Annotated in this window: 24 protein-coding genes and 1 other RNA gene; 17 read left to right on the forward strand and 8 right to left on the reverse strand. The window is 63.8% G+C overall.

Annotated elements, in window-relative coordinates; translation table 11 throughout:
* From FXB40_RS30635 to FXB40_RS30655, 5 genes are read left to right on the forward strand one after another with little or no spacing between them, the layout of a single operon-like run.
* Window positions 1-390 carry an STAS domain-containing protein gene (locus FXB40_RS30635; RefSeq protein WP_148775837.1) on the forward strand — a complete coding sequence of 130 codons (390 nt, stop codon included), beginning with the start codon at window positions 1-3 and terminating at the stop codon, window positions 388-390.
* Complete coding sequence (locus tag FXB40_RS30640) at window positions 371-775, forward strand: anti-sigma regulatory factor (RefSeq protein WP_148775838.1); 405 nt, start codon at window positions 371-373, stop codon at window positions 773-775. The genes FXB40_RS30635 and FXB40_RS30640 overlap by 20 nt, the downstream gene beginning before the upstream one ends.
* A 2-nt stretch (window positions 776-777) precedes the next feature.
* Complete coding sequence (locus FXB40_RS30645; protein WP_148775839.1) at window positions 778-1782, forward strand: ATP-binding SpoIIE family protein phosphatase; 1005 nt, start codon at window positions 778-780, stop codon at window positions 1780-1782.
* Window positions 1776-3554: an ATP-binding protein gene (locus FXB40_RS30650; protein WP_148775840.1), complete on the forward strand. Its 1779-nt coding sequence runs from the start codon at window positions 1776-1778 to the stop codon at window positions 3552-3554. The genes FXB40_RS30645 and FXB40_RS30650 overlap by 7 nt, the downstream gene beginning before the upstream one ends.
* Window positions 3551-5161: a response regulator gene (locus FXB40_RS30655; RefSeq protein ID WP_148775841.1), complete on the forward strand. Its 1611-nt coding sequence runs from the start codon at window positions 3551-3553 to the stop codon at window positions 5159-5161. The genes FXB40_RS30650 and FXB40_RS30655 overlap by 4 nt, the downstream gene beginning before the upstream one ends.
* A gap of 15 nt (window positions 5162-5176) precedes the next feature.
* On the opposite strand, the gene FXB40_RS30660 is transcribed toward FXB40_RS30655, so the two are convergent.
* From FXB40_RS30660 to ssrA, 8 genes are all read right to left on the reverse strand, one after another.
* A complete protein-coding gene (locus tag FXB40_RS30660) occupies window positions 5177-6502 on the reverse strand; it encodes an MFS transporter (protein ID WP_148775842.1) in 1326 nt (441 codons plus the stop codon).
* 441 nt (window positions 6503-6943) lie between these two features.
* Window positions 6944-8815, reverse strand: coding sequence for a ferrous iron transporter B (feoB, locus tag FXB40_RS30665; protein ID WP_148775843.1), 1872 nt, complete (start codon window positions 8813-8815; stop codon window positions 6944-6946).
* A 24-nt stretch (window positions 8816-8839) separates the two neighbouring features.
* Complete coding sequence (locus FXB40_RS30670; protein ID WP_148775844.1) at window positions 8840-9115, reverse strand: FeoA family protein; 276 nt, start codon at window positions 9113-9115, stop codon at window positions 8840-8842.
* 113 nt (window positions 9116-9228) lie between these two features.
* A complete protein-coding gene (locus FXB40_RS30675; RefSeq protein ID WP_148775845.1) occupies window positions 9229-9483 on the reverse strand; it encodes a ribbon-helix-helix domain-containing protein in 255 nt (84 codons plus the stop codon).
* Window positions 9480-9668, reverse strand: coding sequence for a DUF4169 family protein (locus FXB40_RS30680; protein WP_148775846.1), 189 nt, complete (start codon window positions 9666-9668; stop codon window positions 9480-9482). The genes FXB40_RS30675 and FXB40_RS30680 overlap by 4 nt, the downstream gene beginning before the upstream one ends.
* Window positions 9669-9949: 281 nt before the next feature.
* Complete coding sequence (gene fumC, locus FXB40_RS30685; protein ID WP_148775869.1) at window positions 9950-11377, reverse strand: class II fumarate hydratase; 1428 nt, start codon at window positions 11375-11377, stop codon at window positions 9950-9952.
* Between the two features lie 89 nt (window positions 11378-11466).
* Entirely contained in the window at window positions 11467-11985 is a 519-nt protein-coding gene (locus tag FXB40_RS30690; protein WP_148775847.1) for an SspB family protein, read from the reverse strand.
* A 114-nt stretch (window positions 11986-12099) separates the two neighbouring features.
* Window positions 12100-12474, reverse strand: a transfer-messenger RNA (tmRNA) gene (gene ssrA / locus FXB40_RS30695).
* Window positions 12475-12569: 95 nt separating this feature from the next.
* On the opposite strand from ssrA, the gene FXB40_RS30700 reads away from it, so the two are divergent.
* The 12 genes from FXB40_RS30700 to FXB40_RS30755 all read left to right on the forward strand — a co-directional run bounded on the left by FXB40_RS30700 (window position 12570) and on the right by FXB40_RS30755 (window position 23295).
* Entirely contained in the window at window positions 12570-13175 is a 606-nt protein-coding gene (locus tag FXB40_RS30700) for a chromate transporter (RefSeq protein ID WP_148775848.1), read from the forward strand.
* On the forward strand, window positions 13172-13702 hold the full coding sequence (locus tag FXB40_RS30705) for a chromate transporter (protein WP_148775849.1): 531 nt from the start codon (window positions 13172-13174) through the stop codon (window positions 13700-13702). Before FXB40_RS30700 ends, FXB40_RS30705 begins: the two co-directional genes overlap by 4 nt.
* A 93-nt stretch (window positions 13703-13795) precedes the next feature.
* The gene (locus tag FXB40_RS30710) at window positions 13796-14560 is read left to right on the forward strand and encodes a tripartite tricarboxylate transporter TctB family protein (protein WP_148775850.1); all 765 of its coding nucleotides are present in this window, start codon (window positions 13796-13798) and stop codon (window positions 14558-14560) included.
* 7 nt (window positions 14561-14567) lie between these two features.
* Window positions 14568-16082 carry a tripartite tricarboxylate transporter permease gene (locus FXB40_RS30715; RefSeq protein ID WP_148775851.1) on the forward strand — a complete coding sequence of 505 codons (1515 nt, stop codon included), beginning with the start codon at window positions 14568-14570 and terminating at the stop codon, window positions 16080-16082.
* Between the two features lie 135 nt (window positions 16083-16217).
* A complete protein-coding gene (locus FXB40_RS30720; RefSeq protein ID WP_148775852.1) occupies window positions 16218-17198 on the forward strand; it encodes a tripartite tricarboxylate transporter substrate binding protein BugD in 981 nt (326 codons plus the stop codon).
* A gap of 170 nt (window positions 17199-17368) precedes the next feature.
* Window positions 17369-18163, forward strand: coding sequence for a thymidylate synthase (locus FXB40_RS30725; RefSeq protein WP_148775853.1), 795 nt, complete (start codon window positions 17369-17371; stop codon window positions 18161-18163).
* A 5-nt stretch (window positions 18164-18168) separates the two neighbouring features.
* Window positions 18169-18654 carry a GNAT family N-acetyltransferase gene (locus FXB40_RS30730; protein WP_148775854.1) on the forward strand — a complete coding sequence of 162 codons (486 nt, stop codon included), beginning with the start codon at window positions 18169-18171 and terminating at the stop codon, window positions 18652-18654.
* A complete protein-coding gene (locus FXB40_RS30735; protein ID WP_148775855.1) occupies window positions 18654-19169 on the forward strand; it encodes a dihydrofolate reductase in 516 nt (171 codons plus the stop codon). The genes FXB40_RS30730 and FXB40_RS30735 overlap by 1 nt, the downstream gene beginning before the upstream one ends.
* A gap of 159 nt (window positions 19170-19328) precedes the next feature.
* Window positions 19329-20465 carry an FtsH protease activity modulator HflK gene (gene hflK, locus FXB40_RS30740; RefSeq protein WP_148775856.1) on the forward strand — a complete coding sequence of 379 codons (1137 nt, stop codon included), beginning with the start codon at window positions 19329-19331 and terminating at the stop codon, window positions 20463-20465.
* Entirely contained in the window at window positions 20462-21358 is an 897-nt protein-coding gene (gene hflC / locus FXB40_RS30745; protein ID WP_148775857.1) for a protease modulator HflC, read from the forward strand. Before hflK ends, hflC begins: the two co-directional genes overlap by 4 nt.
* A 71-nt stretch (window positions 21359-21429) precedes the next feature.
* Window positions 21430-21636: a DUF2065 domain-containing protein gene (locus FXB40_RS30750; RefSeq protein WP_057747247.1), complete on the forward strand. Its 207-nt coding sequence runs from the start codon at window positions 21430-21432 to the stop codon at window positions 21634-21636.
* A gap of 144 nt (window positions 21637-21780) precedes the next feature.
* Window positions 21781-23295: a Do family serine endopeptidase gene (locus FXB40_RS30755; RefSeq protein WP_148775858.1), complete on the forward strand. Its 1515-nt coding sequence runs from the start codon at window positions 21781-21783 to the stop codon at window positions 23293-23295.
* Window positions 23296-23403 lie beyond the last annotated feature (108 nt).

A 23403-nucleotide genomic window follows, 5' to 3' on the forward strand; every position in this document is an offset into this window, starting at 1 on the left:
ATGGACCGCATCCCTATCCTCAAGTTCGGCAATGCGCTGCTCGTCACCATCCAGGTCGACATGCACGATCGGCTAGCGACCGCGCTGGAAGAAGATCTGACCAGCAGGATCGTCTCGAATAACGCACGCGGCGTCCTGATCGACATTTCGGCGCTCGAGGTCGTCGACAGTTTCATCGGCCGGATGCTCGACAACATCGCCGCAGTCTCGCGCATTCTCGACGCCGACACGGTCGTCGTCGGCATGCGACCGGCCGTCGCGATCACGCTGGTCGAGCTTGGCCTGTCCCTGACCGGCGTGAAAACCGCGCTGAATGTCGAGCGTGGCATGGCCATGATCCACGACCGCCTCGCCGGGTCGGAGGCTGACGATGCCGACGACGAAGACTGAACGTCTCGGGATCAAGATCTCGGACGACGTGGTTCGGGTGAGGCAACTGACCCGGATGCTCTCGGTCGAGGTCGGCCTCGGCCTGGTCGACCAGACCAAGGTCGTCACGGCGGCCAGCGAACTCGCGCGCAATACGCTCGACTATGGCGGGGGCGGCGAAGTGATCGCGGAGATCGTGGAGCAAGGCGGCCGCCGCGGCGTCCGGTTGACCTTCGAGGACAAGGGACCGGGCATTGCAGATATCGAGCAGGCCCTCAAGGACGGTTTCACCTCCGGCAGGGGCATGGGCCTCGGCTTGGGCGGCGCCAAACGGCTCTGCAACGAATTTTCCATTGTATCGGCGCCAGGCACAGGCACCAAAGTAACGATTGCACGTTGGAAGTGATGATGAAATCCGTCGGCGTCAACGATCAAAGCGGCGTAGCGGAGGCAAGGCGGGCGGTCACCGATCTCGCGCAGCGCATGGGCTTCAACGAGACCGACAAGGGCAAGCTCGCCCTGGTCGCGACCGAACTTTCGACCAACCTCGTCAAGCACGGATCGGGCGGGGAGATCCTCGTTGGCGCCTATGACGACAGTGAAAGCCAGGGCATTGAAATTCTCGCGCTCGACAAGGGTGCCGGCATGAGCAATGTCGCGGCATGCCTGGAGGACGGGTATTCCAGCGCGGGCACGGCCGGGCGCGGTCTGGGCGCCGTCGTACGGCAATCTCACTTCGTCGACATCGGCTCATGGCCCGGTGTGGGAACGGCCGTGCTGGCGCGGGTCGTGCCTGGCAATGCTCCGTCGATCAAGCCGTCAGGTGTCCCGACGTCAAGCGCCCCGACCTGGGGCGGCGTATCCGTGGCCAAGGCGGGCGAAGACGTCTGTGGCGACGCCTGGAGCGTGTCCAATACGGGTGATGTCCGCACGCTGCTTGTGGTTGACGGCCTGGGACACGGGCCGGATGCCGCGGAGGCTGCGGTCGAGGCCGTGCGGCTGTTTCATCGCTACAACGGCCATACCGTCACCAACCTGCTCGACTACATCCATGGCGGCCTGCGCGCGACCCGCGGCGCGGCCGTGTCCGTCGCGCGCTTCGACCCCGCCACAAAGAACGTGAATTTCTCCGGGATCGGCAACGTTGCCGGCGTCGTCATCACCGCAGGCGAAACCAAGCGGATGGTGTCGATGGCCGGAACGGCGGGCTTCAACACGCGAAAGATCCGGGCCTTCGATTACCCGTTTGCGCAGGGCCTGATCATTTTGCATTCCGACGGCCTTGCCTCGAGCTGGACGGTCGACCGTTACTCCAATCTGGCCGCGCTTCATCCGTCGCTGATCGCCGCGATCCTCTATCGCGATTTCACGCGGGGGCGCGACGACGCGACCGTGCTGGTGGCCAAATGGTGAAGCTGATGGCGGCATCCTCCAAACATTGGCCCATCGTCACCGTCCCGATCGAGAACGAGAGCGATGTCGTCGCCGTCCGTCAGCGCGCTCATCGCGTGGCCGATCTCCTGGGATTCGAACGGCAGGATCAGACCCGGATCGCGACTGCGGTCTCCGAGCTGGCGCGCAATGCCTATGGCTATGCCGGCGGCGGCCGCGCCGAATTCGCGCTCGATGGAGCTTCGATTCCTCAACGCTTCGTCGTTCGCATCTGCGACAGCGGACCGGGCATCGACAATCTCCAGCTTATCCTCGATGGGCAGTACCGTTCGCCGAGCGGGATGGGCCTTGGCCTGATCGGCGCACGCCGGCTGATGGACACATTCAGCATCGATTCCAGGCCCGGCAGCGGGACAATCGTCGAGGTCGGACACAAATTGCCGCACCGCGTCCCGCCATGGCCGCGCGCCGGGCTCACCGACATCGTCGCCAGCCTGAAGAAGGAGACGTCGTCCGATCCGCTTGCGGCCCTGCGGGAGCAGAACCGCGAGCTGATGCAGAATTTGGAAGAGCTGCGGCGCCGCGAAGAGGAGAGCCAGCAGCTCAACCAGGAGCTCGGCGATACCAACCGCGGCGTGGTGGCGCTCTACGCCGAGCTCGACGGCCGCGCCGAGCAGTTGCGGCAGGCCAGCGAGCTCAAGACGCGCTTCCTCTCGAACATGAGCCACGAGTTCAGGACGCCGCTGAATTCGGTGCTGGCGCTGTCACGCCTGCTGCTCGACCGTATCGACGGCGATTTGTCACCGGAGCAGGAGCGGCAGGTCGGCTACATCAGGCGATCCGCCGAAAGCCTGCTCGATCTCGTCAACGACATGCTGGATCTCGCCAAGGTCGAGGCCGGCAAGGCCGAGATCAAGCCGGTGCGCTTCGCGGTCACGAGCCTGTTCGGCGCGTTGCGCGGCGCGCTGAAGCCGCTGTTGACCAGTACGGCTGTCGAGCTGCTGTTCGAATCTCCAAAGGAGTTACCGCCGCTTTACACCGATGAGGCGAAGGTCGCGCAGATCCTGCGCAATTTGATCTCGAACGCGCTGAAATTCACCGAAGAAGGCGAGGTGCGGGTCACCGCACGCACGAGCGAGAACGGCGCGAGCATCGTCTTCTCCGTCCGCGACACCGGCATCGGGATTGCGCCAGAGCACCATGAGCGCATTTTCGAGGAATTCTCGCAGGTAGACACCAAGTTGCAGAGGAAGGTAAAGGGCACCGGCCTTGGCCTGCCCCTGTCGCGGTCGCTGGCGCGTCTGCTGGGCGGCGACCTCACGGTCGAGAGCGGATCGGGGCAGGGCTCGGTGTTCTCGCTGAAGATTCCAGCCTCGCTCGGCGAGCACGATCGCGAAATGCTGACGGCGGGCGACGGCAGCAAGCGCGTGCTGCTGATCGACGACGACGAGACGTTCCGCTACGTCATGCGGCAGATCGTCGGTAACGAGACGCGCTATGAATTCATGGAAGCCGACGGCGGCGAGGAAGGCTTGCGCCTCGCGCGGGAGACAAAGCCCGACGTCATCGTGATCGACCTGCAAATGCCCGCGGTCGACGGCTTCACCGTGCTGCAACAATTGGCTGCCGACGATCGCACCAACGACATTCCCATCGTCGTCTCGACATCGATGACGATCGACGCCTCGCTCAGGTCCCGCCTGCCCGAGTATGTGCGGTTAGTCTCCAAAAACGCGATCTCCCGGGAGAGCGTCTCGTCTTTCCTGCGCGACGCAGTTCAGGGGGCGACATGAACGCTGGCGAAAAGATCGTCGTCCTGAACGTCGACGACCTCGAAGCGCAGCGCTATGTGAAGACACGCGACCTCAACGCTGCCGGTTTTGCCGTGATCGAGGCACAGACCGGTGCGGAAGCGCTCCGGATGATCGAGCAGCACAAGCCGCCTGTCGTGCTGCTCGATGTTCAACTGCCCGACATCAGCGGCTTCGAGGTCTGCGCCTTCATCAAGACCAAGTGGCCGGAAGTGATGGTGTTGCAGACATCGGCCACCTTCACGGAGACCGAGGATCGCGTCAGCGGACTGAACGCTGGCGCTGATTCCTATCTCGTACAGCCCGCCGAACCGGTCGAGCTTGCCGCCGCGATCAACGCGCTGCTGCGAGTCCGCCGTTCCGAAGACGCTTTGCGCTCGCTGAATGCCACGCTGGACAAGCAGGTTCGGGAACGCACTGAAGAACTCGAGCAGGCCAACCGCAAGCTGCGCCAGGAGGTCACGCAGCGCCAAAAGGTCGAGTCCGAACTGTTGCAGGCCCAGAAGATGGAGGCGGTCGGGCAGTTGACCGGCGGCCTCGCGCACGATTTCAACAATCTCCTGACAGCGGTCGTTGGCAATCTCGACCTGATCCGTGCCCGTGCGACCGAGCCGCGCATCACAAGGCTTGCGGAAAATGCCTTCAAGGCGGCGGAGCGGGGCTCGAAACTGACGGCGCAATTGCTGGCGTTTTCAAGAACCCAGAAGCTCGCGACTGAATCCGTCGACCTCAATCGCCTGATCCTGGACGCATTTGAGCTGCTCAACCAGTCGCTCGGCGCCAGCATTACGATCAAGACCGAGCTCGATGCGCGCACACCTTTCGTGGTCGCTGATCACAACCAGCTGGAAGTCAGCCTGCTCAACCTGGCGATCAACGCCCGAGACGCGATGCCGGACGGCGGAACGCTGACGATCACCACCGGTTGCGACGATCCGGACAATCGCCGGGTCATGCTGTCGGTGACGGACACCGGGACGGGCATGCCGCCCGATGTCATCGCCCGCGCCTTCGATCCCTTCTTCACCACCAAGCCTGCCGGCAGGGGGACGGGCCTTGGCCTCTCACAGGTCTATGGCCTGGTGCGGCAGATGGGAGGCGACGTCGACATCAAGAGCGAGGTCGGCAAGGGCACCTCGGTGCGGCTGTCACTTCGCCGGTCGATCGCCAGCACCGAGACGACCGCCGAAGCGCAGGCCGCCGCCGAAAACGGACATGCCGAGCGCATTCTGGTGGTCGACGACGATCACGACGTCCGCGGCCTGATGACCAGCTTTCTGTCCGAGATAGGATATGTGGTTCATGAGGCGGACCACGGCAATGCGGCGCTTGCCATGCAGACAACCGTGAACCCGCAATTGATGATCATCGATTTTTCGATGCCCGGCACCAACGGCGCCGAGGTCGTCAAGGCGGCCCGGGCCGTGCAACCCTCGCTCCCGGTCCTGTTTGTCAGCGGATATGCCGATTCCGCAGCGCTGGAGGCGGCGATGGGGAGCGCGCCGTTTCTGCGCAAGCCGTTCCGGCCCGCCGAGCTCGCGTCGGCGGTTCGGTCGGCGCTCGATGCGGACAGCTCTGACGATCTGTGAGCCGATCACGCCTGTCTAATGCGCCATCGCGACGTCACCGGATAATTGCTCGCGCCGTACATCGATCCGCAGCATCATGACGACGACTGCGCCGACCAGCGCGCATCCCGCCAGCAAGAGCAGGCCCGCAGTGAAATTGCCGGTCAGATCCTTCAGGTATCCCATCGCGTAAGGACCGGCGAAGCCGGAAAGATTTCCGAGCGAGTTGATCGCGGCGATGCCGGCGGCGGCCGATGCGCCCGTCAGGAAACTTGCCGGCAGTGGCCAGAACATCGGGGGAACGGCCGAGACGCCGATCTGTGCAAAGCAGAGCAACGCCATGACGAGCACGGAATTGGAAACGAGACCTGCCAATCCGATCCCGACCGCTGCCATCAAGAGCGCGGCGGCGACATGACCCTTTCGCTCCATGGTCCGATCGGAATGACGACCAAGCAGCACCATGCCCGCGGCCCCGAAAACAAAGGGGAGCGCCGCGAGCAGGCCGGTCTGGGTGTCACTGACGCCAAAGCCCTTGATGATGGTCGGCAGGAAGAATGCCACACCGTAACTTGCAGCGTTCAGGCAGAAGTACACGAGTGCGCACGCCAAAATGCGGGGATCGGTCAGCGCTTGTCCCAAAGACAGATGTTCCACGCGCTCCTTGTTGCGCTTCTCGGTCGCTTGCACGTTCTCCAACCAGGCAATCTCGTCTTGTTGCAGCCAGCGGGCCTGGCGCGGGAAATCGGTCAGATAGAGCAGGACGCAAATGCCCACCAGAACCGACGGCAACGCTTCGAGAATGAACAGCCACTGCCAGCCTTCCAATCCCCAACCGGTCACGCCGAGCAGCATCCCGGAGATGGGTGATCCGACGATGGACGAAATCGGGATCGCCAGCATGAACAGGCTGATGACCCGCGCGCGGTAAACCGCGGGGAACCAGAGCGTCAGGTAGAAGATGATGCCGGGAAAGAAACCCGCTTCGCAGGCGCCGAGCAGCAAACGAAGCGAGTAGAAAACGCCCGTCGTCGGAATTCCGGTTGCTGCCGATATCGACGGGATGAATGCGAAAGCCGCCGAGACGATCCCCCAGGTAATCATGATGCGGGCGATCCAGACGCGTGCGCCGACCTTTTCCAGAAAGATGTTCGAGGGCACTTCAAACAGGAAATATCCGACGAAGAACAAGCCGGCGCCCAGCCCAAACGCTGCTTCACTCAAACCGAGCGCCTGGTTCATATGCAGCTTGGCAAAGCCGACATTGACGCGGTCGAGATAGGCCACGAAGTAGCACACGATCAGGAACGGAATGAGCCGCCACATCACCTTGCCGATGGCACGAGTCTCGACGTCTTGCATGGCGCGGCCTCCACTTGTTCTTGAAGCCGGTTCAAACTTCCGGGCAGCGTTGCGAAACTATGACGCTCCGACACGATGAGCGCAAACGGCATTTGCCTTTAACGTTCATGTCAAAAGCGACAGTTGCGCTGTCATGGTTTGAAGCTGGAACAGCATCGGAGGCGTGAGCAAGGACGCAGACGCGTGCGCTTCTACAACCACTCTCCGATGATGACATCGTGCCAGTGTTTTGCCCGACGGGTCAAGCGGCGCGCGGAATTCGTAGCCTGGATGGAGCGCGGCGCAATCCGGGAATCCCTGCATTGGACGCGCTTTCCCGGATTTCGCTCCGCTCCATCCGGGCTACGGCCGAATGATTTTTTCAACCGCGTAAGCCATTGATTTCGCAATCCCCGCCTACTGTGCATGGGGTTGTTTTCGCAGTTTTGGTTGTGCGAGAGTCTACCCCGCGCCAAGCGCGACCGCGACGTTGTACGTCACGAGGCTCGCGGCATAGGCCAGCACCAGCATGTAGGCGAAGGTCGCCGCCATCCAGCCCCAGCTTCCGGTCTCGCGCCGGATCACGGCGAGCGTCGAGGCGCATTGCGGGGCGAAGATGTACCAGGCGAGCATCGACAGCGCGGTCGCGAGCGACCATTTCGTCGCCAGCACCTGGCCGATCTGCTCGGCCGCTTCCTTGCCACCCTCGATCGCATAGACGGTGCCGAGCGCCGCGACCGCGACCTCGCGCGCCGCCATGCCGGGGATCAGAGCGACCGCGATCTGCCAGTTGAAGCCGACGGGGGCGAGCAGGGGCTCCAGCGCCTTGCCGATGATGGCGGCGAGGCTGAAGTCGATGGCCGGCTCGGTCGCGCCCGCGGGCGGTTGCGGGAACGAGGCCAGAAACCAGATCAGCACCATCATCGAGAAGATCGTGGTGCCGGCGCGATGCAAAAACATCTTTGCCCGCGTGTAGACGCCGATCGCGATCGATTTCAGCCGCGGCATCTTGTAGTCCGGCAGCTCCAGCATGAACGGCGCCGGCGCATAGTCGCGCAGCATGAAGAATTTGATCAGGAACGAGACGACAAGCGCGCTGGTAATGCCGGCCGCATAGAGGCCGAACATCACGAGGCCCTGCAGGTTGATGAAGCCCCAGACGTCCTTGGCCGGAATGAAGGCCGAGATGATCAGCGTGTAGACCGGAATGCGCGCCGAGCAGGTCATCAGCGGCGCGATCAGGATCGTGGTCAGCCGGTCGCGCTTGTTGTCGATCACGCGCGTCGCCATGATGCCGGGGATGGCGCAGGCAAAGCTCGACAGCAGCGGAATGAAGGCGCGGCCGTGTAGCCCCGCGCCGCCCATGATGCGGTCCATCAGGAACGCGGCGCGCGCCATGTAGCCGAAATCTTCCAGCAGCAGGATGAACAGGAAGATGATGATGATCTGCGGCAGGAACACGATGACGCTGCCGACGCCCGAGATCACGCCGTTCTGCAGGAAGCTCTGCACCAGGCCTTCGGGCAGGGTGGCGTGGACGACGTCGCCGAGCGCGTCGAAGCCGGATTGCAGCAGCTCCATCAGCGGCTGCGCCCAGGCGAACACCGCCTGGAACATCACGAACAGGATGAGCGCGAGCACGATGAGTCCGCCGACCGGATGCAGCACGATCGCATCGATCCGCGCGGTCCAGGTGTCGGGCCGGCTCGGCAGGCTGACGCAGTCCGAGATAATGCGGTCGGCCTCGCGCTGGGTCGCGCGCAATTCGGCGACGCTGAGCGCGCGCCAGTTGTTCTCGGCAGGCTCGGTGGCGAGCTTGGCCGAGATCTCGTCGGTCAGCGCCAACAGGTCGGCCGTGCCGCCCTTGCGCACTGCGATCGAGGTGACCACGGGGACGCCGAGCTCCTTGGCGAGCCGCTCGACGTCGACCGAGATGCCGCGGCGGTTCGCGATGTCGAACATGTTGAGCACGAGGATCATCGGCCGGCCGGTGCGCTTCAGCTCGAGCAGCAGGCGGATGGTCAGGCGCAGATTGGTCGCGTCCGCCACGCACAGCACGAGATCGGGCACGGTCTCGCCGGAGGCCTTGCCGAGCACGAAGTCGCGGGTGATCTCCTCGTCCGGACTGCGGCCGCGCAGCGAATAGGTGCCGGGCAGGTCGACGACGGAGACCTGACGTCCCAAGGGCGTGACGAAAAAACCTTCCTTGCGCTCGACCGTGACGCCCGGATAGTTCGCCACCTTCTGCCGGCTGCCGGTCAGGGCATTGAACAGCGAGGTCTTGCCGCTGTTGGGCGTGCCGACCAGGGCGAGATGCAGAAGGGGTAATTCCATGGAATCAGATGTCCGGCCGCGATCTCAGGCGACGATGATGGCCATGGCCTCGCGGCGACGCACCGCGATGGTGATGTTGTCGACACGAACGGCGATCGGGTCGCGCCCGACCAGCCCCTCGTGCAGGACCTCGACCCGGGCGCCCTCGACGAAGCCGAGCTCGATCAGCCGGCTCTCGAGCTCGATGTCCGAGAGTGCCGAGCTCGCGTCCTTGGCGGAGAGGTGCTGAATGACGCCGGTATAGCCGCGCTGGGCCAGGCCCAGCGGCATCTCGCGGCGCGTATCATGGGTGTCGGTCATGCCCTGTATTTTCAACGCAGGGCATGGAGGTCAAGCGCGCACGCTCGCCTAAACTGCACCTTAGAGTGATTTTAAAGTGCAGATCACGAAGCCGTGGGCGGAGCGCCTCGGCGCTATTGCGCCGGGACCTTCTCCGGCTGGACGGCGGCCATGGCGCGGCTCTTGAAGTAGTCGAGCACGAAAAGGCGGATCGCCGAGGACAGATTGCCCTGCTGGCGGCCGCCGTCGATCTCGCCGACGAGCTCGGACAGCGTCATGTTGCGCAGGCCCGAGATCTCCTTCATGCCGTTCCAGAACGCCTCTTCCAGGCTGACGCTGGTCTTGTGGCCGGCGACCACGATCGAACGCTTCACGACGGGCGACTTCATGGCTGCTCCTCGCGATCGATCCGGTGCTGGTCCAGATGCGCCTTCGCCTGGTCCGCCTGCTTCTCCTCCGACGATCGCTCGGCCTTCGTGCGGCCGAACTTCGTTCGGTTGGCGTCCGCCTGCTTCGCCGAGGTTTCCCGCTCGGCGCGCTTCCTGAAACGATTCAGGTTGATGACGTTCCCCATGGCGCGTCTCCATCACCCGATCCTCCTCAGACAGGATGAAACTTCCAGAAACAGGGCGCCGCGTCGCGCCTCGCAAGACTTGATCGTCATTCGCTCGTCCTCGTCAATCGGCCTGTCGGCCATCAAACGATGAATTTCGCCCCGTCAAGGGCAGAGGGGCTTTGCGTAGCACGCGCCCCCGTCGCCACATTGACGGTAATCAAATCCTGTCCTTTAAGCCTTATAATTATGAGCCTTGGGGCTCCGTATCACTACGGATGACTATCGGAATTCGGAATTCGTCATCCGGGCCTCGTCATCTTCTCCGGCTGCACCAGGCGGTCGAACTCGTCGGCCGAGACGAAGCCGAGCCGCAGCGCCTCTTCCTTCAGCGTGGTTCCGTTGGCATGCGCGGTCTTGGCCACCTTGGCTGCGTTGTCGTAGCCGATCTTCGGCGCGAGCGCGGTCACCAGCATCAGCGAACGCTCCATCAATTCCTTGATGTGCTTCTCGTCGGCGCGAATGCCGCTGACGCAATGCTCGGTGAAGGAGCGCGCGGCGTCCGCCATCAGGCGGATCGAGTGCAGCATGTTGTAGGCGAGCACGGGCTTGTAGACGTTGAGCTCGAAATGGCCCTGGCTGCCGGCGACCGTGATCGCGGTGTGATTGCCGAACACCTGGCAGCACACCATGGTCATCGCCTCGCACTGCGTCGGATTGACCTTGCCCGGCATGATCGATGAGCCCGGCTCGTTCTCCGGCAGGATCAATTCGCCGAGGCCCGAGCGCGGGCCCGATCCGAGCAGGCGGATGTCGTTGGCGATCTTGAACAGGCCTGTCGCGACGGAATTGATGGCGCCGTGTGCCAGCACATAGGCGTCGTTCGAGGCCAGCGCCTCGAATTTGTTGGCGGCGCTGGTGAAGGGAAGTTTCGTGATCCCGGCGACGTGCTTTGCAAACAGCTTTGCGAAGCGCGGCTTGGAGTTGAGGCCGGTGCCGACGGCGGTGCCGCCCTGCGCCAGCGGATAGAGATCCTTCACCGCGACCTTGAGCCGCGCGATGCCGCTCTCGACCTGCGCGGCATAGCCGGAAAATTCCTGGCCGAGCGTCAGCGGCGTCGCATCCTGGGTGTGGGTGCGGCCGATCTTCACGATCTTGGCGAACTCTTTCTCCTTCTTGCGCAGCGCGCTGTGCAATTCGCCGAGGGCGGGGACGAGATCGGCGGTGACGCGGCTTGCGGCCGCAATGTGCATCGCGGTCGGGAAAGAGTCGTTCGACGACTGGCTCATATTGACGTGGTCGTTGGGATGCACCGGCTTCTTGCTGCCGAGCTCGCCGCCGAGCAGCTCGTTGGCGCGGTTGGCGATGACCTCGTTGAGGTTCATGTTGCTCTGGGTGCCCGAGCCGGTCTGCCACACGACAAGCGGGAAATGATCGTCGAGCTTGCCCTCGATCACCTCGTGCGCGGCGCGGATGATGGCGTTGGCGCGGCGCTTGTCGAGCAGGCCGAGCTCGACGTTGGACTGTGCGGCTGCAAGCTTGACGATGCCGAGCGCATGCACGAGCGAGATCGGCATGCGGTCGATGCCGATGCGGAAATTCTGGCGCGAGCGTTCGGTCTGCGCCCCCCAATAGCGATCGGCGGGGACCTCGATGGGACCGAAACTGTCGGTCTCGATGCGGGTCGCGGGGCGGGCGGTCTTCGCAGCTTTGGCCATGAGCACATCCATTCTGCCGCGCGAAACGCCGCGCGGCCTCTTCATGTGCTCTTCTATATAGGGAGTTTGGCCGGGCGCGACGGTCTCGCGGCCAACCTAGATCATTTCTTGCGGAAACGATCGAGCCGCACGACCTCGGCGCCGCCCTGGTTCGGCGGGGTCGGCTCTTCCGCGGTCTCTGCCGTCTCGGTGGCCGGCGCGGGTGCCGCGACGGCTGAAGGGGCCGGGGTCGCCGGCAAATTCTCGCCCGCCACCTCGGCGACATCAGATGTGTCGAACTGGAGGCCGAACTTCACCGACGGGTCGAGGAAGCTCTTGATGGCGCTGAACGGCACGATCAGCCGTTCCGGGATGCCGCCAAAGGACAGGCCGACCTCGAAGCGGTCCTCAAGCACGGTCAGGTCCCAGAACTGGTGCTGGAGGATGATCGTCATCTCTTCCGGATACTGCGCCAGCAGCCGCGACGAGATCTTCACGCCCTCGGCCTTCGAGACGAAGGTGATGAAGAAATGATGCTCGCCCGGCAGGCCGTGGGCCGCGGCGTCGGTCAGCACCTTGCGCAGCACGCCGCGCAGCGCGTCGCGGGCCAGCACATCGTATCGGATATGATCGGTCGCCATGGTGGTCCTGTTGCATTCCAGGAGGCGGGCCCTGCCGGCCCGACTCGCCAAGCCGCAATAGTACCGCGCCTGACGGGTCAGCAGGAGTCCCCGCCGGGAAGGAAATCAGAGGTAAGTGGAGGCTTCTGTTGCCAGGTGCCTCCGAACCCCGCCTAACGGAGCTTAACCCGTTAGGACTTCAGAATGGTCTTTCAAACTGCGTTACGCAGCCTGAGCAACCGGAGCAAAGTTGTCGTTGGCAACTATTGCATAGCCCGATAACGGCGGAACAATACCGGGAAAAAGTTCGCCCTTTACGCCCTCGTCGATCCTATTTCGCCCCCGCCGAAGCTCACTTGTCAGTGGGCCAAGCCCGCCGAACGATGAGCTTTGGTGGAGGCGCCGGGTACCGCCCCCGGGTCCGAATGGTTTATTGCGACGACCGTTTATTTCCATAGCCGGCGAACCGGCACCCCCAATATAGGGGGCAAAGGTTTAGAAAGACAGGGGTTTGGCGCGGGCCGGCCGAGTTCCCTTTGGATAGGTTCCGACCGGTCTTCTATCTGATCTTGGCCCCGCCGCGGACCGCGTTCTAAGCTGTTGGCATGTCCCCGGATTCAGCACCGGCCGCCCAAGAGCCGGATCCTCTACCAACTCACGCTCCTCCGCCCGGCTTGATCGCGCTGTTCCTGGCCTTTGCCCGGATGTCGCTGGCCGGTTTCGGCGGGGTCCTGGTGTTTGCCCGGCACGCCATCGTCGACCAGCATCGCTGGATGACCGCTGACGAGTTCAACGAGACCTTTGCGCTCTGCCATTTCCTGCCCGGGCCCAACATCGTCAATCTGTCGATGGTGTTCGGATCGCGACTGCGCGGCATCGCCGGCGGTGTCGCGGCCTTCACCGGGCTGTTGCTGCCGCCAACGCTGATCATGACCGTGCTGGCGATCATCTACGCCCGGTTCGGCGACGTGGAGGTGCTGCGTCGTATTCTCGCAGGCATCTCCTGCGCCGCGGTCGGCCTGCTGATCGCAGTGGTGTTTCGCATGATGACGCCGCTGCTCAAGCGGATGGACGTCGTCGTGTTCATCCTGATGCTCGGCGTGTTCACAGCCATCGGCGTGTTTCGCTGGCCGTTGCAGGCGGTGCTGCTGGTCGCGATCCCGCTCAGTATTGGCGTCACATATGTGATGCGACGGAAGGTAGCAGCATGAGCAGCGAGAACCCGATCTGGGCGCTGATCTCCACCTTTGGTCTAATGTCCTTATTCGCTGTCGGCGGAGCCGCAGCCGCGGTGCCCGAGATGCACCGCATCGCGGTCGATGTGCATCACTGGATGACCGACAAGCAGTTCGCCGACGCCTATGCGATCGCACAGCTCTCGCCGGGTCCCAACGTGCTTATCGTCACGTTAATCGGCTATGCCGTGGCCGGCATTCCCGGTGCGCTGGCCGCAACGCTGGCGATGTGCCTGCCGACGGCGCTGCTTGCCTATTATGTCAGCCGATTGCTGAACCGGCCGAGCCAATCGCGGTGGCCCGGCCTGATCCAGGCTGCACTGGTTCCGCTGTCGATCGGATTGATGGCGGCGAGTGCTCTGATCCTGGCACAGTCGACCGATCGCAATATTGCTGCGCTGCTTCTGACGGCAACGGTTGCAGTGATCGCCTCCGTCTCGCGCATCAATCCGCTGTGGCTTCTGCTCGCAGGGGGCGTGTTGGGTTTTGCTGGCATTGTGTGATGAAAATCGCTAGGCAATGATCCGGGCCGGGGATCCCTTCCAGCCGATTAGAACAACAGTGTTCGTGACTTACAGGTCGCGGAGGAGACATGCATGGCCGACACAATGGGCCACTCGGCGACGACAGCCACACGAAACAAATCGGTGGTGATCGGCTTCTGCCTGCTGGCGCTCGCGCCGCAAATTTTCGAATTGATCTGGTCGATCGGGACGATCTTCGGTTGGGGCGCTGGGCGCGGCCCAATCCAGGTCGTGGCCGCACATGCGACGGCGCTGGTCGCGGGCGCCCCCGCCGGTTTGCTCGCCGCTGCCGGCGGTGACACCAAGAAGGCGTCATCGGATGTGCTGCTGGCGCTGATCTATTCCTATCCGCTGTTTGCGGTCGCCGTCCTCACGATCTTCATGACGATCCGGTCGGCACAGGACTATGTCGGTGGCATCGTCCTGATGGCGCTCGCTCTGTTCGCCCTATGGGCCTCGAGCGATTTGCAGGGGATGCGCGGCTTCTCCTTTGGCGCTGGCACGGCGCCTCGGATGTTCGGCGGGCTGCTCGTCGCGCTTGGCGCCGGCATCGCCTTGACCGGGCTGTTGTCCGATGGACCGACGATGGCACATTATTCCTGGCGCGGGCCGCTGTTCGTGATGGCCTCGATCGTCTTCTTCGCCCTCGCGATCCGTCCGCTTGGAGTTGTGGTTTCGGCGTTCGTGAGCTTCCTGATCGCAGCGATGGGGACGCATGAGACGCGCTGGGTTGAAACGATCATCGTCGGCGCCTGCCTGACGGCCGGCTGCGCGCTGCTGTTCCCGTACGTGCTCGGGCTGCCGATGCCGATGTTCCCGCGTTTCCTGGTCCAGTGAGGGCGTAATGGATCTCTTTGCCAACCTCGCTCACGGTTTTGCCGTCGCGTTCTCTCCGATCAATCTTCTGATGTGCCTGATCGGCGCGCTCGTCGGCACGCTGGTCGGCGTGCTGCCGGGCATCGGCACCATCGCAACTGTTGCGATGCTGCTGCCGATCACCTTCGGACTGCCGCCGGTCGGCGCGCTGATCATGCTCGCCGGCATCTATTACGGCGCACAATATGGCGGTTCGACCACGTCGATCCTGGTCAATATTCCAGGTGAGGCGACATCGGTCGTCACTGCCATCGACGGTCACGCGATGGCAAAGCAGGGCCGCGCCGGCCCGGCGCTGGCGATCGCCGCGATCGGATCATTCTTTGCCGGCTGCGTCGCGACCGTGCTCATCGCCGTGCTCGGCGCGCCCTTGACCAAGCTCGCGCTGGCGTTCGGCCCGGCGGAATACTTCTCGCTGATGGTGCTCGGCCTGATCTTTGCGGTCGTGTTGGCCAAGGGCTCGGTGCTGAAGGCGATCGCGATGATCGTGTTCGGCCTGTTGCTGTCGATGGTCGGCTCGGACATCGAGACCGGCGCGTCGCGCATGGCCTTCAACATTCCGGAGCTTGCCGACGGCCTCGGCTTTGCGACGGTGGCGATGGGCGTGTTCGGCTTTGCCGAGATCATCCGCAATCTCGATGCCGGCGCCGAGATGAACCGCGATCTCGTGCAGCAAAAGATCACCGGCCTGATGCCGACCAGGAAAGACCTGATCGACTCGGCGCCTGCGATCCTGCGCGGCACCGCGCTCGGCTCGATCCTCGGCATTTTGCCGGGCGGCGGCGCGGTGATCGCGTCGTTTGCGGCCTATACGCTCGAGAAGAAGCTCGCCAAGGACCCGTCACGGTTCGGCCGCGGTGCGATCGAAGGCGTGGCGGCGCCGGAAAGCGCCAACAACGCAGCCGCGCAGACCTCCTTCATCCCGTTGCTGACGCTCGGCATCCCGCCGAACGCGGTGATGGCGCTGATGGTCGGTGCGATGACCATTCATGGCATCGTGCCGGGCCCGCAGGTGATGCAGAAACAGCCGGACCTGGTCTGGGGCATGATCGCCTCGATGTGGATCGGCAATCTGATGCTGATCATCATCAACCTGCCGCTGGTCGGCATCTGGGTGCGGCTGTTGCGCGTGCCGTACCGGCTGATGTTCCCCTCGATCGTGATCTTCTGCGCGATCGGCATCTACTCGGTGAACAATGCGCCGGTCGACGTCATCCTCGCGGGCGTGTTCGGTCTGGTCGGCTATTGGCTGATCAAGCACGATTTCGAGCCGGCACCGTTGCTGCTCGGCATGGTGCTCGGACCGCTGATGGAAGAGAACCTGCGCCGCGCGCTGCTGATCTCGCGTGGCGACTGGACCGTGTTCCTGACGCGTCCGTTGTCGGCCGTGCTGCTCGCGATCGCGGCCTTCCTTCTGGTGCTCACGGTGTTGCCCTTCTTGCGGAGCAAGCGCGACGAGGTGTTCACCGAATCCGAGAATTGATTGCGTCGCGCCTGCGTCGGCATGTCCTGCGTCGGCGCGCCGCATTCGGAAGTCCAATCGACTTGTGTGACTTCTTCGTGAAATGAAAATGCCGGCCTTGTGGCCGGCATTTTTGTTATGTCGGAGAAGATCGGGATGACCTCCATTCGCGCGCTCACGGGCGCATGTGCAGTCGTGCTCGCGTCGCTGTGCGGCTTTGTCGCATCGGGCGAAGCGCAGACCTATCCGACGCGCAGCATCACCATGATCGTACCGTTCGCGGCGGGCGGTCCGACCGACGTCGTCGCGCGCATCGTCACGTCGCACATGGCGCAGACGCTGGGGCAGAGCATCATCATCGAGAACGTAGTCGGCGCCGGCGGCACCACCGCGACCACGCGCGCAGCGCGCGCGGCCAATGACGGCTATATGCTGATCACCGGGCATATGGGCACGCACGCCGCCTCCGTGCCGCTCTATCCGAAGCTCGCCTACCATCCCGAAAAAGACTTCGAGCCTATCGCGCTGCTCGCGGGCACGCCGATCCTGATCCTGGCGCGCAAGGACTTCCCGCCGAAGGATTTGAAGGAGTTCGTCACTTACGTGAAGGCCAACGCTGAGAAAGTGAATGCGGCGCATGCCGGCATCGGCTCTGTGTCGCACGTGTCCTGCGAACTGCTGCACTCCATCCTCGACATCAAGCCGGTCGGCGTGCCCTTCAACGGCACCGGACCCGCGATGAACGCGCTGGTGGGGGGCCAGGTCGATTACATCTGCGATCAGATCGTCAACGCCGTGCCGCAGATCAACGCCGGCACCATCAAGGCCTATGCGATCGCAACGGCGGAGCGCAATCCGTCGCTGCCGAACGTGCCGACGACGGCGGAAGCCGGGCTGCCCGCGTTCCAGGCCCAGGCCTGGAACGCGATGTTCGCGCCCAAGGGAACCTCGCCCGCGATCGTGGCGAGCCTGAACGCCGCCGCCGTCAGGGCGCTCGACGACGAGACCGTACGCAAGCGCCTGCTCGAGCTCGGCAGCGTCATCCCCACCCCTGCGGAGCGGACGCCGGAGGCGCTTGCCGCCCTCGTGAAGAGCGAAATCGCGAAGTGGACCCCGGTGCTCAAGCCGGCAAGTTAATCAGTACAATCAAGCTGATAGGCGAGGGGCGGGACGCGAGTTCCGCCTCTTGTCGTTTGCGCCGGGGATGACCAGTTTTCCGGGTATAATCTGTGCGAGCCGGCGAATCGCCCCTGTCGCAGCGCGGAGCCGGCCGTTAAGTTCGCCGTCCTCCCAAAGGCCTATAGCCCATGCACCAATACCAGGACCTGCTCGAGCGGATTCTTTCAGACGGCGCCGAGAAGACCGACCGGACCGGCACCGGCACGCTGTCGGTGTTCGGCCATCAGATGCGCTTCAATCTGTCCGCCGGCTTCCCGATGCTGACCACTAAGCGGTTGCCGCCGAAGGCGATCGTGCATGAGCTGCTGTGGTTCCTGAAGGGCGACACCAACATCAAATATCTGCGCGACAACGGCGTCACCATCTGGGACGAGTGGGCGGACGCCAATGGCGATCTCGGCCCGGTCTACGGCCATCAATGGCGCTCCTGGCCGGCGCCGGACGGGCGCAGCATCGACCAGATCACTGACGTCGTCGACATGATCAAGCGCAATCCGGACTCGCGTCGCCTGATCGTCTCGGCCTGGAATCCGGCCGAGGTCGACAAGATGGCGCTGCCGCCCTGTCACTGCCTGTTCCAGTTCTACGTCGCCAACGGCAAGCTGTCCTGCCAGCTTTATCAGCGCTCGGCCGACGTGTTCCTCGGTGTGCCCTTCAACATCGCCTCTTATGCGCTGCTCACCATGATGGTGGCGCAGGTCACCGGCCTGAAGCCCGGCGACTTCGTGCATTCGTTCGGCGACACCCATCTCTATTCCAACCATCTCGAGCAGGCCCGGCTGCAGCTCACGCGCGCGCCGCGTGCGCTGCCGGTGATGCGGATCAATCCCGACGTGAAGGACATCTTCTCCTTCCGCTACGAGGATTTCGAACTCGTCGGCTACGATCCGCATCCGCATATCAAGGCGGCGGTCGCGGTCTAGCGCCGATGTCGCTCAGCATCCGCCGCGCGCGCCCGGGCGAGGCCGGGCTCGTCCTCGATTTCGTCCGCGAGCTTGCCGCGTACGAGAAGCTCTCTCATGAGGTCGAGGCCACCGAAGCTGACATTGCGGACGCCTTGTTCGGCAGCGATCCGCGGCTGTTTTGTGCGCTTGCGGAGTGGAACGGCGAGCCGGTCGGTTTTGCGGTCTGGTTCCTGAATTTCTCGACCTTCAGCGGCCGCCACGGGATCTATCTCGAAGATTTGTATGTGCGGCCGTCGCATCGGGGCAAAGGCCTCGGCAAGGCGCTGCTGGTCTATCTGGCCAAGGAATGCGTCGACAACGGCTGGTCGCGCCTGCAATGGGCGGTGCTCGACTGGAATGCGCCGTCGATCGCGTTCTACAAATCGCTCGGCGCCGTCATGCTGGACGACTGGACGCTGTGCCGCGTCTCCGGTCCTGCGCTGACGCGGCTTGCAGGGAGCACATCCTGATGGAGATCGTCTTCGTCGTTGCGATTGCGGAGAACGGTGTCATCGGTGCCGGCAACGCGATGCCATGGCGGTTGAAATCCGACATGGCGCGCTTCAAGGCGCTCACCATCGGCAAGCCCGTGATCATGGGGCGCAAGACCTTTGAATCCTTGCCCGGGCGTCGGCCGCTTTCGAACCGCACCAATATCGTGATCACGCGCGATGCGGCCTATCGCGCCGCCGGCGCCGTCGTCACGACATCGGCAGCGGATGCGGGCGCGGTTGCGCTTGGTGACGCCCTGCGGCGTTCAGCCGCTGAAATCGCCGTGATCGGCGGCGCCGAAATCTTCCGGCAATGGCTCGATCGTGCCGACCGCCTCGAGATCACGGAAGTCCACGCGCGCCCCGAGGGCGACACGCATTTCGACATCGACAAGGCGCGATGGGACGAGGTGGCGCGCGTCCGCCATCCGGCCGGTCCCGACGACAGCGCCGACTACTCCTATGTGACATATCGTCGGCGGGCGCCCCATTAACTGCATTCGCCAATGTTTACATTGACTTTTCCGCCCCCGAGCATAGCTCGTGGGTCGGTTAGGCTTGCGTTGTAAGGGTCCTTTCGGTCCCCTATAAAGCCGGACCGGACAATGCGGGCCGGCTTAGTTTTAGTCCCGGTCTGCCGAGGAGAGCGTCGAATGCCGTGGAAGAATCAGGGCGGTGGCCCGTGGGGCTCGGGTCCGAAAGGACCGTGGGGCTCAGGCCCGCAACCGGTCGGGCCGAGGCCGCCGGATCTGGAGGACCTTCTGCGGCGTGGCCAGGACCGGCTGCAGCAGATCATGCCCGGTGGCTATTTCTCCGGCATCGGCATCACGCTGATCCTGCTTATCGTCATCGCACTCTGGCTGCTCTCGGGCTTCTTCCGGGTGCAGTCCGAAGAGCAGGGCGTCGTGCTGCGCTTCGGCAAGCATGTGCGCACCGTGGATCCGGGCCTGAACTATCATCTGCCCTATCCGATCGAGACCGTGCTGCTGCCGAAGGCGCTGCGCGTCTCCACCATTTCCATCGGCATGACGCTGATCGACGATCCGGCCCGCCGCGGCCGCTCGATCCGTGACGTGCCGGAAGAGAGCCTGATGCTGACCGGCGACGAGAACATCGTCGATGTCGACTTCACCGTGCTGTGGCGCATCAAGCCCAACGGCGTCGGCAACTTCCTGTTCAACATCCAGAACCCCGAGGGCACCGTGAAGGCGGTCGCCGAAAGCGCGATGCGCGAGGTGATCGGCCGTTCCGACATCCAGCCGATCCTGACCGGAGCCCGGACGCAGACCGAGACCACCGTGCAGGATCTGATGCAGAGGACGCTCGACGGCTATGGCGCCGGCATCCAGATCACGCAGGTGCAGATGCAGAAGGTCGATCCGCCGGCACAGGTGATCGATGCGTTCCGCGACGTGCAGGCGGCGCGCGCCAATCTGGAGCAGCTGCAAAACGAAGCGCAGACTTATGCCAACAAGGTTGTGCCGGAAGCGCGCGGCAACGCGGCGCGGATTCTGCAAGCCGCCGAAGGCTACAAGGAGCAGGCGGTCGCCGAGGCCAAGGGCCAGAGCTCGCGCTTCCTGAAGGTGTACGAGGAATACAAGAAGGCGCCCGACGTGACGCGTGAACGGATCTATCTGGAGACGATGGAGCGCGTGCTCGGCGGCTCTGACAAACTGATCTATGACGGCAGCGCCTCTGGCCAGGGCGTCGTGCCCTACCTGCCGCTCAATGAATTGTCGGCGAGGCGGCCCACGACGACCGGCCAACTGCCGAGCGGAGGCACAAGATGAGGTCTCCCGTTACAGGCATTGTCGCGCTGCTTGCGGCGCTTCTGGTCGTGATTGTCGCCTACATGTCGTTGTTCACGGTGCAGCAGACCGAGCAGACCATCGTGCTGCAATTCGGCGCACCTGTGGACGTCGTCACCGACCCCGGGCTGCACTTCAAGGCGCCCTGGAACTCCGTGATCAACGTCGACAAGCGCATTCTCGACCTCGAGAACCCGTCGCAGGAGGTCATTGCCTCCGACCAGAAGCGGCTCGTGGTCGATGCTTTTGCGCGCTACCGCATCAAGGATGCGCTGCGCTTCTATCAGAGCGTCGGCTCGATCCAGGCCGCGAACCTCCAGCTCACCTCGCTCTTGAACGCAGCGCTGCGCCGCGTGCTCGGTGAGGTCAGCTTCATCACCGTGGTGCGTGATGAGCGCGAAAAGCTGATGGGACGCATCCGCGAGCAGCTCGACCGCGAGGCCGGCGGTTACGGCATCGAGGTTGTCGACGTCCGCATTCGCCGCGCCGACCTGCCGGAACAGAACAGCCAGGCGGTGTACGACCGGATGAAGTCCGAACGCCAGCGCGAGGCGGCCGAATTCCGCGCGCAGGGCGGCCAGAGGGCGCAGGAAACTCGTTCGAAGGCCGACCGCGATGTCACGGTGATCATTGCCGAAGCGAACTCGACCGCCGAGCAGACGCGCGGTGTCGGTGACGCCGAGCGCAACCGCCTGTTCGCCGAAGCCTATGGCAAGGATGCCGACTTCTTCGCGTTCTATCGGTCGATGACGGCCTACGAGAACGGGCTGAAGAAGGACGACACCCGCTACCTGCTGCGGCCGGACTCGGATTTCTTCCGGTATTTTAGTAACCCGTCCGGCAAGCCGGCGACCGAGACGCCGGCGAAACCGTAAGCTAGACAAGGGCGGCAGGTTTGGCCGCCCTTCGTCCAGACAAGAACAGCACCACGGGAGGTTCCAATCCGATGAGGTCCATTGCGTTCGCCGACTTCCTCATCGGCTTAGGCATCCTGTTCGTGCTGGAAGGCTTGATGTTCGCGGCCAGTCCGAACTGGATGCGCAAGGCCATGAAAAGCGCCATTGCTACGCCGGACAATATCCTGCGGGCGGTCGGGATTGGCTCGGCCGTGGCCGGCCTGATCCTGATCTGGGTGATGCGACGTCCGATCTAGCCGTACGGCCAACGCCAAAGTGAAGGCGAGGGGCGGGTTTTCGCCGTATTATCCGGGTCTTGAGGCCCGTTAAGCTCCGCGCTTGCACCGTGCCCCCGTTCGAGCGCAGTCTTGAGGCCGAATCCTTTTTCTCTGGAGACCACAATGACCGCTGCCACCATTGTTCCGACCCGCTTGCGCCAACATGCGCGATTTGGGCTGGCCGCGCTCGCCATCGGCGCTTTCAGTGTGTTCGGCTCGCCGGCGCAGGCACGCGGACCGGAGGGCATCGCCGACGTCGCCGAGAAGGTGATCGACGCGGTCGTCAATATCTCGACCTCGCAGACAGTCGAGGCCAAGGGCGGCGGCGGCAGCAACACCATGCCGCAACTGCCGCCCGGCTCGCCGTTCGAGGAATTCTTCGACGACTTCTTCAAGAACCGCAAAGGCCCCGGCGGCGGCAGCAAGGGCGGCGATAACGGCAACGGCCCGCCGCGCAAGACCAACTCGCTCGGGTCCGGCTTCATCATCGACACCTCCGGCGTCGTCGTGACCAACAATCACGTCATCGCTGACGCCGACGAGATCAACGTTATTCTCAACGACGGCAGCAAGATCAAGGCTGAGCTGGTCGGTGTCGACAAGAAGACCGATCTCGCCGTCCTGAAGTTCAAGCCGCCGAAGCCGCTTGTTTCGGTGAAGTTCGGTGACTCCGACAAGCTGCGTCTGGGTGACTGGGTGGTTGCGATCGGCAACCCCTTCAGCCTCGGCGGCACAGTGACCGCGGGCATCGTCTCGGCCAAGAACCGCGACATCTCCTCAGGCCCCTATGACAGCTACATCCAGACCGATGCCGCCATCAATCGCGGCAATTCCGGTGGCCCGCTGTTCAACCTCGATGGCGACGTCGTCGGCGTCAACACCCTGATCATCTCGCCCTCCGGCGGTTCGATCGGCATCGGCTTCGCCGTGCCGTCGAAGACGGTCGCGGGCGTCGTCGATCAGCTCCGCCAGTTCGGCGAATTGCGTCGCGGCTGGCTGGGCGTGCGCATCCAGAGCGTCACCGACGAGATCGCCGAGAGCCTCAACATCAAGCCTGCGCGCGGCGCGCTGGTGGCCGGCGTCGACGACAAGGGCCCGGCCAAGCCGGCCGGGATCGAGCCGGGTGACGTCGTCGTCAAGTTCGACGGCAAGGACGTCAAGGACCCGAAGGATCTGTCCCGCGTCGTCGCCGACACCGCGGTCGGCAAGGAGGTCGACGTCATCATCATCCGCAAGGGCGAGGAGCAGACCAAGAAAGTCACGCTCGGCCGCCTGCAGGATCCCGACAAGGTGCAGGCCGCGGTGAAGACCGATGAGCCGCCGCCGGAGAAGCCGGTGACGCAGAAGGCGCTCGGCCTCGATCTCGCCGTGCTGAACAAGGATCTGCGCACGCGCTACAAGATCAAGGACACCGTCAAGGGCGTGGTCGTCACCAATGTCGACGCCAATTCGGACGCTGCCGAGAAGCGGCTCTCCGCCGGCGACGTCATCGTCGAAGTCGCGCAGGAAGCGGTCGCGAGCGGCGCCGACATCCAGAAGCGGGTGGACCAGCTCAAGAAGGACGGCAAGAAGTCCGTGCTGCTGCTGGTCTCCAACGGCGACGGCGAACTGCGGTTCGTGGCGCTGAGCGTGCAGTAGTCGAGGCACAGTCTCGTAGGGTGGTCAAAGCGAAGCGTGCCCACCATCTTTCCACGACCGCAGCAAGAGTGGTGGGCACGGCGCTAATGCGCCTTTGCCCACCCTACG

Origin of the sequence: Bradyrhizobium rifense (genome assembly GCF_008123425.1) — a bacterium.
GTDB classification, from domain to species: Bacteria; Pseudomonadota; Alphaproteobacteria; order Rhizobiales; family Xanthobacteraceae; genus Bradyrhizobium; species Bradyrhizobium rifense.